At 61.8% G+C, this 13834-nt stretch carries 11 protein-coding genes; 5 read left to right on the top strand and 6 right to left on the bottom strand.

The genetic code is table 11. The features are described 5' to 3' along the window. The first annotated feature begins 156 nt into the window (after nucleotides 1-156). From AC1DQ3_RS01460 to AC1DQ3_RS01450, 3 genes are read left to right on the top strand one after another with little or no spacing between them, the layout of a single operon-like run. A complete protein-coding gene (locus tag AC1DQ3_RS01460) occupies nucleotides 157-1404 on the top strand; it encodes a tyrosine-type recombinase/integrase (RefSeq protein ID WP_477118385.1) in 1248 nt (415 codons plus the stop codon). Continuing rightward, nucleotides 1401-2378 carry a tyrosine-type recombinase/integrase gene (locus AC1DQ3_RS01455; protein WP_477118384.1) on the top strand — a complete coding sequence of 326 codons (978 nt, stop codon included), beginning with the start codon at nucleotides 1401-1403 and terminating at the stop codon, nucleotides 2376-2378. Before AC1DQ3_RS01460 ends, AC1DQ3_RS01455 begins: the two co-directional genes overlap by 4 nt. Then, nucleotides 2371-3384 carry a tyrosine-type recombinase/integrase gene (locus AC1DQ3_RS01450; protein ID WP_477118383.1) on the top strand — a complete coding sequence of 338 codons (1014 nt, stop codon included), beginning with the start codon at nucleotides 2371-2373 and terminating at the stop codon, nucleotides 3382-3384. The genes AC1DQ3_RS01455 and AC1DQ3_RS01450 overlap by 8 nt, the downstream gene beginning before the upstream one ends. Before the next feature lie 449 nt (nucleotides 3385-3833). Here AC1DQ3_RS01450 and AC1DQ3_RS01445 read toward each other — a convergent pair whose 3' ends face one another. The 4 genes from AC1DQ3_RS01445 to AC1DQ3_RS01430 form a co-directional block, all read right to left on the bottom strand. Further along, nucleotides 3834-5042: an IS91 family transposase gene (locus AC1DQ3_RS01445; protein WP_477118382.1), complete on the bottom strand. Its 1209-nt coding sequence runs from the start codon at nucleotides 5040-5042 to the stop codon at nucleotides 3834-3836. Nucleotides 5043-5050: 8 nt separating this feature from the next. Beyond that, a complete protein-coding gene (locus AC1DQ3_RS01440; protein ID WP_477118381.1) occupies nucleotides 5051-5929 on the bottom strand; it encodes a tyrosine-type recombinase/integrase in 879 nt (292 codons plus the stop codon). A 367-nt stretch (nucleotides 5930-6296) separates the two neighbouring features. Next, nucleotides 6297-7478, bottom strand: coding sequence for an MFS transporter (locus AC1DQ3_RS01435; RefSeq protein WP_477118501.1), 1182 nt, complete (start codon nucleotides 7476-7478; stop codon nucleotides 6297-6299). A gap of 470 nt (nucleotides 7479-7948) precedes the next feature. Further along, the gene (locus AC1DQ3_RS01430; RefSeq protein WP_477118380.1) at nucleotides 7949-8707 is read right to left on the bottom strand and encodes a sulfite exporter TauE/SafE family protein; all 759 of its coding nucleotides are present in this window, start codon (nucleotides 8705-8707) and stop codon (nucleotides 7949-7951) included. Between the two features lie 551 nt (nucleotides 8708-9258). Here AC1DQ3_RS01430 and AC1DQ3_RS01425 point away from each other — a divergent pair. Beyond that, on the top strand, nucleotides 9259-10593 hold the full coding sequence (locus AC1DQ3_RS01425) for an aminotransferase-like domain-containing protein (RefSeq protein ID WP_477118379.1): 1335 nt from the start codon (nucleotides 9259-9261) through the stop codon (nucleotides 10591-10593). A gap of 114 nt (nucleotides 10594-10707) precedes the next feature. Here the strand turns inward: AC1DQ3_RS01425 and AC1DQ3_RS01420 are convergent, their stop codons facing one another. Both AC1DQ3_RS01420 and AC1DQ3_RS01415 read right to left on the bottom strand, forming a co-directional pair. Then, on the bottom strand, nucleotides 10708-11601 hold the full coding sequence (locus tag AC1DQ3_RS01420) for an alpha/beta hydrolase (RefSeq protein ID WP_477118378.1): 894 nt from the start codon (nucleotides 11599-11601) through the stop codon (nucleotides 10708-10710). A gap of 21 nt (nucleotides 11602-11622) precedes the next feature. Beyond that, nucleotides 11623-12441 (bottom strand): enoyl-CoA hydratase/isomerase family protein, encoded by an 819-nt coding sequence (locus AC1DQ3_RS01415; protein ID WP_477118377.1) that lies wholly within the window; start codon nucleotides 12439-12441, stop codon nucleotides 11623-11625. A 191-nt stretch (nucleotides 12442-12632) separates the two neighbouring features. Here AC1DQ3_RS01415 and AC1DQ3_RS01410 point away from each other — a divergent pair, with 191 nt between their 5' ends. Further along, nucleotides 12633-13568 (top strand): LysR family transcriptional regulator, encoded by a 936-nt coding sequence (locus AC1DQ3_RS01410; protein WP_477118376.1) that lies wholly within the window; start codon nucleotides 12633-12635, stop codon nucleotides 13566-13568. Nucleotides 13569-13834: the final 266 nt, after the last annotated feature.

Below are 13834 nucleotides of genomic sequence, written 5' to 3'. Positions count from 1 at the left end.
GTCGACCCCTATGCTCAGGTCACAACTATGCGCAGATGCTCGGTTACTTACAGCGCTGTTCCGAGCATGGCAAGGCTCTGGCAAGGTGAGCGAGCGAGGATCTGGACATAGTTCTAATCTGCGGATGCAGTGGTGGTCCCACTTTGGGAGATCACCATGGACATCGTTCGTCGCTCCAACCACACCGACATGCACCGTTTCGCCGATGGGCCGATCGGAGCATACGTTGATGCTTTCAAGCAGTACCTGAGCCAACGCCGGTACGCTGCAAAGACGGTCGCTACCTACCTGCGCTGCATCACGCACTTCGCGCAATGGGCGGACTCCGGGCGCTATCGGCGGCGCCGAATCGATGAAGGGTTGATTGCAGAGTTCCTCCACGAGCATTTCCAATGCAAGTGCCCTGGCGCGTTACACGATCGGCGTGACCATAGAGCGGCTCTGGGACACTTGCTCGTGGTCCTGCGCGCTCAGGGCGTCATTGCGGTGCCAGCGGTCGGCGCAACACCAGTAGACGAGGAACTGCGCCGCTACGGCGAGTATATGGAGCATGTGCGGGGTCTGGCGCCGAAGACACGGAGCATCGCACTGCGCATCGTCGGGCGGTTGCTGACGGCCCGCTTCGGCGTGGACGCAGTCGACCTCGCCGCGATCAAGCCCGAGCATGTTCGGCGTTTCTTCGCCGGCCAAGCGAAGCTCTACACCAAGCCGGTGAACGCCGGGGTGGTCGTAGCATCATTGCGCGGCTACTTCCGCTACCGTGCCTCGCTCGGCGATCTCGTCCACGGACTCATTGGCGCGGTGTCCTATCCTGCCAACTGGTCCCTGTCCTCGCTACCCAAGACGCTGACGGCGGAAGAAGTCGACAGGCTGATCGGATCGCTCGGCCAACGGGGCCGCTCAATGCGGCGAGCCGACGCCATCGTGCGCTGTGCGCTCGACCTCGGGTTGCGCAGCGGCGAGATTGCTCGTCTCGGCCTGGATGACATCGACTGGCAAGCCGGCACGCTCGTCCTGCGCCACACCAAGGGCCGTCGCGAGGACGTGCTACCGCTACCCGCCACTACCGGCGAAGCTATCGCGGCCTACCTCGCGCAGGAGCGTCCCAAGACTTCCAATCGAGCCGTTTTTGTCCGTCATGTCGCGCCCCGCGACCAGCCCGCCGGTGCCGATCTCGTCCGTAAGACGATCCGCCAAGCCTTCGCGCGCGCCGGCCTTCCCTACACGCGCTCGCACCTGCTGCGCCACACGATGGCCAACAGGTTGCTGGCCGGCGGTTCCTCGCTGAAGGAAGTAGCCGACGTCCTGCGTCACCGCTCGCTGAACACGACCCTGATCTACGCCAAGCTCGACGGCCGCAAGTTGGTCGAGGTCGCGTTACCGTGGCCGGGGAGTGCATCATGAGCGCGTCAACTTCCATACAAGCACGCGTTGAACAGTTTCTGATCGAGCGTCGCCGACTGGGGTTCTCCACCCGCAATGATGGCTATGTCCTGCGCAGCTTCGCGCGTCATGTCCACGCTACCGGTCATCGCGGCGCCTTGACTGTGGAACTCATGGCCGCCTGGGCCCGAAGCGACCGCCACGACAGCAATGACTCGCGGACCTGGGCGCGGCGGCTGAAGAAGCTGCGCACGTTCCTTCGCTGGCTGCAGCAGTTCGAGCCTCGCACCGAGGTGCCCGACGATACGATCTTCGGGCGATTGCCCGAGCGGCAGGCGCCACACATCTTCAGCGAGGAGGAGATCGTCGACTTACTCGCTTGTGCACGCCGTCTCGGGCCCGCGCCGGGGCTACGAGGCGCCGTCTACGAGACGCTATTCGGACTGATCGCCGCCACGGGGCTGCGGATCGGCGAGGCGCTGTCGCTGCGCAACGGCGACATTAATCTCAAGAATGGGATGCTGACCATCCGCCGGACCAAGTTCGGCAAGTCGCGCCAGGTCCCCATGCACCCGAGCACCGTCGATGCCTTGCGCCGGTATCGACGGCTGCGCGACTTGGTCGAGGGTTCGCCAGCGGAGGATGGCCCGTTCTTCGTTGGCACCCGCGGTCGACGACGAGGGCTGCCACTCAGCGACCGTCAGGTGCATCGCGTCTTCCGCGACCTGCAACAGCGGTTGGGCTGCGGCAACCGCGGAGCACACCACGCCCCACGCATCCATGACCTGCGGCACACCTTTGTCGTGCGCCGCATCGTGCAGTGGCAGGCCCAGGGCGTGGACATCGATCAGGCCATGCTGTCACTGTCGACCTACGTCGGGCATACGATGGTGACCAACACCTACTGGTACCTGTCTGCGGTGCCCGAGTTGATGGCGCTGGCTGCCGGACGTTTCGAGTCGTTCGCGACCAAGAGTGAGGTGCAAGATGCGTGAGACCCTTGCCTCGAAGTCGCCTTCGTTCGCTGCGCTTGTCCAGCAGTTCTTCACCGAATACCTGGTCGCGCAGCGGGCGGTCAGTCCGCGTACGGTGGCTTGTTACCGGGATGCCTTGCTGCTGTTTCTGGACTTCGCCTGTCGCCAGCTCGGCAAGGCGCCGACCACGATGCGGCTGGCCGACCTCCAACCCGATCTGATTCTGGCCTTCCTTGATCATCTGGAACAGGATCGGAAGAACTCAGTTCGCAGCCGCAACTTGCGGCTCACCGCGCTGCGCGCGTTCCTGAAGTTCGCCGGCCGCCGTGACGTAGCTTCGTTGCACGATGTCGAACGCGCACTGGCGGTACCGATGAAGCGCTTCGAGCGGCCGATGCTGAACTACCTTACGCGGGCAGAGATGGTGGCCGTCCTCGGCCAGCCGGGAGAGAGCTGGTCCTCGCAGCGCGATTACCTGCTGCTGACGATGCTCTACAACACGGGGGCGCGTGTCTCCGAGATCATCGGCGTGCGCGTCGTCGATGTGGTCCTCGACGGCGCAGCTTGCGTGCACCTGCATGGAAAAGGGCGCAAGCTGCGATCGATCCCCCTGTGGGACGCCACCGTCGCCGGGATCCGCAGTTGGTTGCGATTGAATCCAACGCTGCGCGGCGAAGCCGCCTTGCTTCCCAACCGAGATGGGAAAGCGATGTCGCGATCCAACGTCGCGCAACGTCTGGATCTTGCCGTGAGCCGCGCAGGCGTGGAGCAACCCGGCCTCCTCAAGAAGCGCGTATCACCACACATCCTGAGGCATACGACCGCAATGCACCTGTTGCAGGCGGGTGTTCCGTTCAACGTGATCGCCTTGTGGCTCGGTCACGAGAGTCCGATCACGACACACCGCTACGTCGAAGCTGACCTCGCGATGAAGGAGAAAGCCCTCGGTCGACTGGAAGCGCCTGACGCCAGGATTCGCCGGTATCAGGCACCGGACTCGTTGATTCGATTCTTGCGGACGCTGTAACTATGCGTAGGCTTCGCCAGCCCCGATCGCACCACTCAAGGGGCTGGCTGCGACCACGATGACCATCTGCGCATAGTTGTGACCTGAGCATAGAGCAGAGGGTTTTTTGGTTAGCGGTCGCGGCCGCGTGCATATGAACAGCACCTGGGAGAGCAGCCCGCGACCGGTAACCAAAAAACCGTTTGTGCTAAACCGCTCCACGGGCGGTAGCGTCTATGGGCATTGAATGGTCGCCGCGATGATCGGGCGCACTCCACACGCGTAAGCCGACCACGGGACGACGGTGAAGTGACGATGGCGATCGTGCGATGGCGGTGCGAGCGTCGACATGGCGCGATGCATTGGGCAGCCTCCGGATCATTTGCCCGAGGAAAGGACTGGATGGCGCAGGCCCGGACGCGTTGCCAGCAGGAATGAATGGCAACGTGGTCGAGGGTAACACCAACGGATCAGTGAGCATGGTGGCTGCGGGGCGGTGCACGCGGAAGTGCACCCGGCAGGAACGTTTCGATGCATACCATGTGGCCCTTGGCGCAGACGGGGCAATCGCGCAACGACCTGCCAGTGAGTCGCTGGTAACGGTCACGGTAGTCGTCCATGAGGCTGGAAGTTTCCTGCACAGGGGCAACGACGCCGAGCAGCCGGCGGCAGGTGGCAAGCTTGGCTGCGCGGTGGCGATTGGCCAGCCACCCGTAACTGCGAATGTGCTTGAAGCCGTTGGGCAGCACGTGCAGCAGGAAGCGACGGATGAATTCGTCGGCGGCAAGCGTCATCGTGCTGCTCCTGGCGCGATGCCGGTAGTCCTTCCACTGGAACATCACCGAGTCGCCATCAAAGCTGACCAGCCGGTGGTTTGAGATCGCGACGCGATGGGTGTAGCGGCCCAGATAGTCGAGCACGTGTTGGGCACCACCGAAGGGCGGCTTCGCATAGACGACCCATTCGGCCTGTGCCGTCGGTGCAAGCCACGCGGCAAAGGCCTGAGCGTCAGCGAGGGGTTCGAGCTGGCTGTAGAAGTGCAGCGCCCCCTTGGCAAAGGCGCGGCGCAGCTCGTCGAGAAACAGCCGCCGGAACAGGCGTGAGAGCACCCGCACGGGCAGGAAGAAGCCGGGACGGCAGGCAATCCAGCGCTCGCCATCGGGCGCGAGGCCGCCGCCCGGCACGACGCAGTGCACGTGCGGATGATGCTGCAGGTTCTGCCCCCAGGTATGTAGGACCGAGATGAAGCCGATTTCGGCGCCCAGATGTTTGGGATCGGCGGCGATCGTGCGCAGCGTCTCAGCGCTGGTGCGGAACAGGATGTCATAGAGAAGCTTCCTGTTCTGATGCGCGAGCGCGGCGATGGGCTCGGGGATTGTGAACACGACGTGGAAGTACTCGACCTCGGAAAGCAGTTCGGCCTGCCGGCGTTCGAGCCATTGCGCGCGGGCGAGCGACTGACACTTGGGACAATGGCGATTGCGACACGAGTCGTAGGCGATGCGCTGATGGCCACAGGTATCGCACTGCTCGACATGGCCGCCCAGCACGGCGGTGCGGCACAGTTCGATGGCGCTCATGGCGCGCCGCTGCGCACGACTGAGTGCGTCGACATGAGTCTGCCGATATTGCGGGCCGTAGCGGCGGAAGATGTCCGCCACTTCGAGCGTCGGTCTCATCGCCGCGTTCAGAAGTATACGGGCGGTGTGGGCTCAGGCGGGATCGGTTCGGGGTGCGGTAGCAGGTCGAAGGGACTGGTGGTGGCGCACACGGAGCTGGTCGCCAGCTTCAGGTAGCGTGCCGTGGTCGACAAGCTACGATGGCCCATCAGCAACTGGATCCTGCGGACGTCGGTACCGCTTTCCAGCAGGTGGGTCGCGAAGGCGTGCCGCAGCGAATGCGGTGTAACGGGTTTCGTGATCCCGCTGCGCTGGTGCGCGAGCTGGCATGCGAGCCCTACTGCGGACCGGGTGATGGGGCGCCCGGGCATCTCACCAGGAAACAGCCACTCGCGGGGGTGAGCCTCGTGCCAGTACAGTCGCAGGACCTCGAGCAGCCGCGGGGAAAGCATCACGTAGCGGTCCTTCCTGGATTTACCCTGGTGCACGCGGATCACCATGCGCTGGCTGTCGATATCGGTGACCTTCAGATGGACGACTTCTGACACGCGCAGGCCAGCCGCATACGCGGTCATCAGCATGGTGCGCTGCTTGAGACTGGGGACTGACTCGAAGAAACGGGTGATTTCCTCGGCGCTCAGGATGACCGGCAGCTTCACGGGTCGCTTTGGCAGTGGGAAGTCCTCGTCGCTCCATTCCCGCCTGAGCGTGATGCGGTACAGGAAGCGCAGTGCGCCGACAGCCAGTTGCACGCTGCTCGGGGCGAGCCTGCGTTCGTTGGTCAGGTAGATTTGCCAGGCCCGGATCTCTTCGGGTCCGAGCACTTCGGGTGAGCGCCGGAAGTGCCGGGCGAAACTGGAAACCTGCCGCAGATAGGCCTTCTGCGTGTTGTCTGCGAGGTTGCGGATCTGCATGTCATTTAGCATGCGTTGGCGGAGCGGGGTCATGACGGACCTCCTGGGAACAGTGAATGGAATGCCCGGTCGGGCAACTTCCATCCTGCTCCTGGCCGCGTGGTCACCACCTCGCGGTGACGCGGTACCAGGCAACTGTTCTCACAGAACGCTAGGCACAAACGCTCGCTTCCCTCCCACTACCGCGTCAGCGGTTTAGTACAGGGGTCGCTATGTAAACCTCTGCATAGCGACCCACTCCAGTCGTTCGCCCAAGTGTGAACGCCACGGCAGCTTCCAGGCTATAACAGACATTCACACGATCATCTCTGCCTGCGCGTGCTCGACACAGAGCAGACCGTCGCACCGCAGCCGGAATATCCATCGAACCATTATGTCCGTAAGCAGATGTTCGACGCTGTCAGGCCGTACCCGGCTCAATGTGCACGTTCACGTGCTCGCGCCGGCCAGCGGCATAACCGAGCCAGGCTGACATCGCGCAGATGGCTATGCACAGAAAGGCCAGACTGTGAAGGGAACCGGTTGTGTGCATCAAGGATCCGGCGATGAATGGGCCGCTGGCCGCAATCAGATAGCCGACCCCTTGAACCATGCTGGAGAGCTGCGCGGCCACATGCGAATCATACGAGCGTAACCCTATGACGGTGAGGGCGAGCGTAAAGGCGCTACCCTGCGCGAGGCCGAGCAGCAGTGTCCAGCCCCACATCGTCGATAGAGGCGCGAAGAAACAACCCATGAGGCTCACGGCGACTAGCACCAATGCGATGACGTTCACCGCGCGTTGATCCGGAAGGCGCGCAATCAGGAAGGGCAGCAGTAAAGACGCTGCGGCCTGAGCAACCACACTAAGCGACAGCATCATTCCTGCATCGACTGCGCTCATTCCACGCATGCGCAAAACAGTTGCCAGCCAGCCGAACACGATATACGCAAGCGACGATTGCGAGCCCATGAACAGTGTGACCTGCCATGCGAGCGGGTCTCGCCATAAACCGCGAACGACCCGCGTGCCCCTTCCTGCCTGAGTTTCCATCGCAGGCAATTGCCCAAACCACATGAGCATGGCCAGTGCGGCGGGCAGTGCCCAGAGCGCCAATGCCCACGCCCATGCATTGCCACCGGCGTCACCGACGAGGCGTCCTAGAGCATTGGCGACTGGCGCAGTCGCTCCGGCAGCCGCGGCCGCGCCCACGGCCATAGAGGCGCTGTACAGTCCCGTCATGAGAGCAACGTGATGCGGGAAATCACGCTTCACAACGCCGGGCAGTAGTACATTCATCAAGCCAATCGAAAAGCAGGCGACGACTTGTCCGACATACAACATCTGCCACGAAGGTACAGCACGCAAGGCGATGCCGGCGGTGACCAGCACCAGCAGCGCGAGCAATGCACGTTCACTGCCCATGCGTCGGGCGAGCATCGGTGCAAGCGGCCCGAACAAGCCAAAGCATAGCGACGGAAGCGTAGTCAGCATGCTCGCGCCGGCGGGTGTCAGGTGCGTCGCTCGAACCGCTTCGAGGAGGATTGGGCCGACGCTCGTAATGGGCGTTCGCAGCGAAAATGCAACTAGTACGAGGCTCACAGCCAATGCGAGGTTGTGAGTGCGGGAATGACGTGGTTCTGTCACTGCGGGACCTTCAGATGGAAAAGGTCAGCAACTGCTTATGGCCGGACGCACGGGTGGAGTGCACGTACATTTACCGAAGCCTCTGACTTGATCGTGATGTCGAAATCGTCATGTATAGGCTCTCCTGCCCTGACTCTGCGCGCTGCGGGCAAATGCGTGCCCACCTCGTTACACGACGATTGTCGACGCCTACGCGGAACCACTGTTGGTCCTTTGATCACGGAAGCCTTCTCGGCCAAGAACATTCTTCCCGTGACCGCATGCGGCATTCAAGCTCCGCGAGGTCTCGCGAACCCGCAAGGTACTCATCATCGCGGCGCTGTGCTGCCCGATCAAGCCAACGGCCGATCTCTACAAAAAGAAAGGAAAACATAATAGTCTCCAAAAAGTTGCTCGCAAGTGACTCAGTTGTACAGACGCGATATCTAGTGTAGAAAACCCGACGCGCCATCCCACAGCAGCTTGATGGCTGTGACAACCAGCAAACCGTAACAGGCTCTGTACATCTGACGTTGGTCCAGCTTGTCATGCAGGCGCCAACCAAGCCAGACACCGGCAGGAATTGCTGGAAGGCAGATTGCCATCAACGTCCAGACGGCACCCGTCGGCCTTGCCAGAGCCAGCCATGGCAACGCCTTACAGATATTGCCTACCGTGAAAAACATGCTGGTCGTCCCGGCATACATCTGCTTGCCGAGGCCGAGTGGCAGCAAGTACATCGCCAGCGGCGGCCCCCCGGAGTGCGCGACCATGGTGGTAATGCCCGAAGTCATGCCGGCTGTGACGGCTTTGCGCGAGGAGCGCGGACGCACCACGACTTCTCCACCGCGCTTGATCCACAGACCGACGAAAGCCAGTGTCACGATGGCCATCACGACGGCTATTGCGCGATGGTCCAACTCCCGGAACAGCAGATAGCCAAGCCCAATGCCAACCACCAGTCCGGGCACCAGCAACACGAGGTCAGGCTTAGACCAGGTCGATGGCTTCCAGTAGCGCAGGCTAAACAGATCCATTGCAATGAACAGGGGCGCAAGCAAGCCGCCCGCCGTCACGGGATCCATGACGAGCGACAGCAGCGGAATGCCGACGATGGCGAAGCCGCCACCGAAGGCTCCCTTCATGAAGCAGATCAGGAAAACACCAGCGAATGTGATGAGGATAACAGCGGCATTCAGTTCCATGTCGCCCCCCAACCTTCACCCCAATAACGGGAAAACTGTTCATTGAGATTGGCCTCACAAACAGGGGCAAGTGCGGTGGCTTGAGTCAGATACATACGCATTTCCAGTTTTCGGTGAACTTGGCGTCCCGCCCCGCGCACGAACAGCATGCCGAGGGCTTGATCCGGCCACACAAGTGCGGCCTTCTGCCCAAGATCGATGGTCTAAGGCTGAATGGATAATGCATCGTAATCTTGGGTTTCAGTACAATCAAATTATTGTCATAGATACATCTAGCGGCACCTTGAGCGTGACGTCGCCAACTGGGCTTGCGCCCTTTCGGGTACCCGCCGGACCGGGCAAGAGCCACTCGGACTGCTGGCCGCAACGTGTGCACGACGGCTAAATTTCACTGAGATCGTGGAGCTTCGAGAGTCCGGGTGCGAAGGGAAATCTCTTCGTCCAACGAGTATTGGCAAGTGTTGGGCGACGTGACCTGACGGGAAGCGTTTGTGTCATGAACGATGTTTGGAAGATAATCTATACATTCGAACGATTGTCATGGAATCGCCATGCCTCGACTCCGTTACAAGGAAGTCGTTGACCAGTTCGCAGCCGACATCCAAGAAGGTCGACTGCGTCCTGGAACGCGACTGCCTACCCACCGCGATCTCGCCGCAAGTCAAGGGTTGTCGCTCGCCACTGCCACGCGCGTCTATGCCGAGCTTCATGCAATGGGATTGGTAAGCGGTGAAACCGGCCGGGGCACGTTTGTAAAGGAAGTGCTTCCGCGTGGCCATGGCGTCGATCTCCAGACCTGGAACGACGCCGCGATCGACCTGAACTTCAACAATCCTTCCATGCCGGGTCAGGGCGAGCTCCTGAGAACGGCACTTCGAGAGTTGGCGGGGTCGGGCAACCTGGAAGCATTGCTTCGGTACCATCCCCATGGCGGGCGGCCGCACGAGCGGGAGACAATGGCCCGCCATCTGGCCAGTCGCGGTTTGTCAGCCTCGCCCGAGAACACTGTGCTGGTGAGCGGTGGGCAGCATGGGCTGACTGCGACAGCCATAGCATTGCTTGAACCCGGCGATGTCGTCGCCGTGGACGCGCTGACGTACCCCGGTTTCAAGCTGACCGCCGAGGCTTTCCGGCTCGAACTCGTTACGATTCCGTGTGCTGCAGACGGACCCGATCTGGATGCTTTGGCGGAATTGTGTCGGCGAAGACGGGTCCGCGCGATGTACACGATGCCGACACTGCATAATCCGTTGGGCTGGGTAGTCAGCGCCCGTCGGAGGCGTGATCTGGTGTCTATTGCTCGACAACATGGACTGATTCTGATCGAGGATGCAGCTTATGCCTTTCTGGAGAAGCGTCCGCCACCGCCACTAGCGATGCTTGCACCTGAACTGACGGTGTACGTGTCCAGCTTGTCGAAGAGCATCGCAACAGGGCTTCGCGTCGGCATGGTCAGCGCACCGCGCGATTGGGTCGGCAAACTGGAGCGCACGATCCGGGCGACCGTTTGGAACACGCCCACAACCATGACGGCGATTGCCTGCAGCTGGATTGAGGATGGCACGGTTGCGAGGCTGGAAGCGGAGAAACGGCGTGACGCTGCCCTGCGCCAGGCCGTTGTGAGCGAAGTCCTTGGTCATCTGGAGTTGGTCCGCCACCCCTCTTCGTACTTCGTCTGGCTCCCACTGCCACAAGAAGTCCGCGCGGATGCTGTTACGAAGGCGCTGCTGCGCGAGCGAATCTCTGTGTCGACAGCCCATCCCTTCGCTACGTCTAAGCACGTTCCACACGCCGTTCGACTGGCACTTGGCTCTGTTGATCTCGAAACGCTACGACAGTCTCTCCAGAAAGTAGCCAAAGTGGTGGAAGACCACGTTGATCTTTAGTATGTTTTTGTCCTGGCATCCGTCAATCAGTTGCGCCTCAACGTCCGTCGCGGACAGACGCGTTCGCGCGATCGATGCGGGGAAGCCGTGGTGGCGACCGCCCCATGCGCGACATCAGAGGTGCTTCCTGAACCAGTCGACGGCCTCGCGAGAAGCGCTCGGAAGTTCGGCCAGATACGGGTCGAAGTGCCCTCCCTTGAGCATGACCAGCCGCTTCGGCTCCAGTGCCTGCTCGTATGCCTTGAGCGCCAGGTCGGTAACGGCGATGTGGTCATGCTGCGCCACCAGCATCAGCAGCGGAGTCGGCGATACACGCGGGATGTACTCGCCTGGTGAATACATGCGCGCCCAGCGCGTCGAGCGCAGCGTGAGCCTGTTTTCCCAGACTCCCTCCGGCACGGGCTGAAAGTAAAAGCTCACCGCATCCGCAGCCTTGTAAGCGGCCGGCACGGCAGGATCGCCGCTGACGATCTGCTGCATCGCTGGCGGTTCGCCATTGAGTTGCGCGCGCTCATCAGCCGCGAACCTCGCCTCGAGGTCAGCAACGCCCTCCGGTGGAATCCGTCGCAGACCGCCAGCGTAACCGTCGACGGTGGGCGCTTGCGCGACAACCGCCTTCAGACGCCGGTCAGTCGCACCAAGCACGAAGGCATGCCCACCCGCGAAGCTCGTGCCCCAAATGCCGACACGGTTCTCGTCCACTTCCGGCCGCGCCTGCAGGTACGAGATGGCGCGGCGCCAGTCAGTGATCTGTTGCCACGGATTGATGTCTTGCCGTGGCTCACCGCCGCTTTCGCCAAAGTTGCGGTGGTCGTGCAGCAGCACGGCAAAGCCGGCTTCAGCGAATGCTTCGGCAAACGGCTCGATGCCATGGTATTTCGTTCCCGCGAAGCCGTGCGCCATGGTGATGGCGGGCAGCAGCGCGTCGTGATGTTCTGGCAAGAACAGCCATGCCGACAGGTCGATTCCACCATCGACGGGGATACTTACGTGTTGCTTCTGGTACATCAATGCACTCCTTTCTGGTTATCAATCGTCGAGGTCGCCAAGTAGCTGGCTCAGGTCCAGTTCCGCTTCGCGCGTCTGGAAGCCGCGCGCCATGGCAGATGCCATCCGGCGTTGCGCGGGTTGCGACCGCACGTTTTCTCCGAACAGATTTGAATCGCGCCGAAACTCGTCGATGGGCGCCAATGCGATGGCATTGACGCGCTCCTTAACGATCGCGTGTCCGGCCGCTGGGAAACGGGAGATTCGCTGCGCGAGCGTTGCAACGAAGTCGCCGAGCGACCCGGCGGGCAATGCCCGGTTGATCCATCCGTACCGCTCCGCGATGTCCGCATCATAGTCATGTGCACTCAGCATCACTTCGAGCGCACGGCCGCGGCCCATCAGGCGAGTAAGGAACTGGGCCGCGCCACCGCCGGGTATGAGTCCGAAGGCGGGTTCCATCTGGCTGAACACCGCTGATTCCAGCGCGGCAAAGCGCATATCGCAGGCGAGCACGAATTCGCTGCCGGCACCGCGCACACGCCCTTCGATCTGCGCGATCGAGACAAGCCGGCTTGCGCTCAAATGACGGAACAGCAGCGCGATCGAGGGTTCGCCGGTCAGCTTTGCAGCTTCGTCGCGATACTCCTTTACCTTTGTCACATCCACGTGCGAGATGAAATAGTCGGGATCGGCACTGCTGAAGACGAGCACCTTGATGTCATCGTCGGCTTCAGCGTCCTTGATCAGCGTGACGAGGTCGCGCACGAGTTCGGGGCCGAGCAGATTCATGGGTGGCGCGAATATGTTCACGAACAGAATTGCTCCGTCGCGGTTCACTTTGAGCGTTTCAAATGTCATGGCTGGTTCCCGATGGGAAAATCGGTATTGGTTGGTGGTACACGAGGCCGAGCGCCTGGGACAGTGGCGCACAGGATGCGCAAGCGCGGCCGGATCGATACAGAATCTAGGCCGTTCCCGGTCCTTCGAGTAGCCGGTAGAATTGGGAACTGACCTCTCATTGGTGGAAGGCAATGGATCGGTTTGAGGCAATGGGCATCTTGCTGGCGGCGATAGACACGGGAAGCCTGTCCGCCGCCAGTCGAAAACTTCGTATTCCTCTGGCAACCGTGAGCCGACGCGTTTCCGAGCTGGAGGCACACCTGAATGTGCAATTGGTCGTGCGCGGCACCCGCGCGCTGACCCTGACGGAAGCTGGGCGCGGCTACGTGGCGTCATGCCGGCGTGTTCTGGAGGAGGTCGCGGAAATCGAACGCACGACTTCCGGCGAATATCAGGCGCCGCAGGGAGAACTGGTGATCAGCGTGCCGCCCGTGATGGGGCGCATCCACGTCATGCCGGTGATAGTCGAATTTCTAGCCGCGTTTCCGCAAATCCGCATGCGCGTGCAACTGACGGACCGGCTCGTCAATCTGCTGGATGAGCGTGTGGATCTCGTGCTGCGGCTTGGGGAACAACCGAGCAGCAGCCTGATTTCAACGCGTGTCGGCCTGCATCGGCAAGTGCTGTGCGCAAGCCCTGCTTACCTGAAAAAGCATGGGACACCGCGCAAGCCCGAGGATCTTCTCTCGCACGACTGCGTGTCATTCGAAGGGTATGCGGTGGGCAGCAACTGGGAATTTCACTCCAGAGGCCGGACATTGAAGATCGAGGTGCCGTCCCGGCTGGTGGTGAGTTCAGTGGAGGCTGCCGTCGTTGCCGCGGCGGAGGGTGCGGGCATTGCGCGGGTCGTGTCGTACCAGATTGAAGAGCCCGTGCAATCCGGTCGTCTTGTGAAGCTCCTGGAAGCCTTCGAGCCACAGCCGGCGCCTGTCAACCTCATGTACGCGGCCCAACGCCAGATACCACTCAAGCTGCGGGCACTTATCGACTTCCTGGTGCCGAAGCTGAGGGAAAGGCTCGGTTACGCGAATGCCGCAGGTCCGCGGCCGGCCCGCCCGGCCCGCAAGCGGCCGACATCGTCTTAGAAACCTGAGCGTTCCCACTAGCCGGTGGCCCACTCTGCGAGTTGCATGGTGGCGCCCCGTTAGTGACACATGCATAGGAATGAAAATCTGGGCTCGACATCCTCTATCCCGATCTGACTCACTGGTTCGGAGTTTTCGAGCCGCCAGGCGACCACAGTCCTCTTGCGGCCGTTCGACACTTGTCGACGATTGTCCGCAACTGGCCGACGCCAGTCCGACGGCCCGCAATGGCCGAACGATAGTCGAACGCCGACGGGCGACGCCAG

This window comes from Cupriavidus sp. 01T418, assembly GCF_056398885.1.
The sequence above is the reverse complement of the archived record's forward strand: the minus strand, read 5'-3'. Positions and strand labels throughout refer to the sequence as shown.

Excerpts from the sequence above, each read along its gene's own strand:
- AC1DQ3_RS01460 (WP_477118385.1), top strand. The coding sequence starts at position 157 with ATGGACATCGTTCGTCGCTCCAACCACACCGACATGCACCGTTTCGCC.
- AC1DQ3_RS01455 (WP_477118384.1), top strand. The coding sequence starts at position 1,401 with ATGAGCGCGTCAACTTCCATACAAGCACGCGTTGAACAGTTTCTGATC.
- AC1DQ3_RS01450 (WP_477118383.1), top strand. The coding sequence starts at position 2,371 with ATGCGTGAGACCCTTGCCTCGAAGTCGCCTTCGTTCGCTGCGCTTGTC.
- AC1DQ3_RS01445 (WP_477118382.1), bottom strand. The coding sequence starts at position 5,042 with ATGAGACCGACGCTCGAAGTGGCGGACATCTTCCGCCGCTACGGCCCG.
- AC1DQ3_RS01440 (WP_477118381.1), bottom strand. The coding sequence starts at position 5,929 with ATGACCCCGCTCCGCCAACGCATGCTAAATGACATGCAGATCCGCAAC.
- AC1DQ3_RS01430 (WP_477118380.1), bottom strand. The coding sequence starts at position 8,707 with ATGGAACTGAATGCCGCTGTTATCCTCATCACATTCGCTGGTGTTTTC.
- AC1DQ3_RS01425 (WP_477118379.1), top strand. The coding sequence starts at position 9,259 with ATGCCTCGACTCCGTTACAAGGAAGTCGTTGACCAGTTCGCAGCCGAC.
- AC1DQ3_RS01420 (WP_477118378.1), bottom strand. The coding sequence starts at position 11,601 with ATGTACCAGAAGCAACACGTAAGTATCCCCGTCGATGGTGGAATCGAC.
- AC1DQ3_RS01415 (WP_477118377.1), bottom strand. The coding sequence starts at position 12,441 with ATGACATTTGAAACGCTCAAAGTGAACCGCGACGGAGCAATTCTGTTC.
- AC1DQ3_RS01410 (WP_477118376.1), top strand. The coding sequence starts at position 12,633 with ATGGGCATCTTGCTGGCGGCGATAGACACGGGAAGCCTGTCCGCCGCC.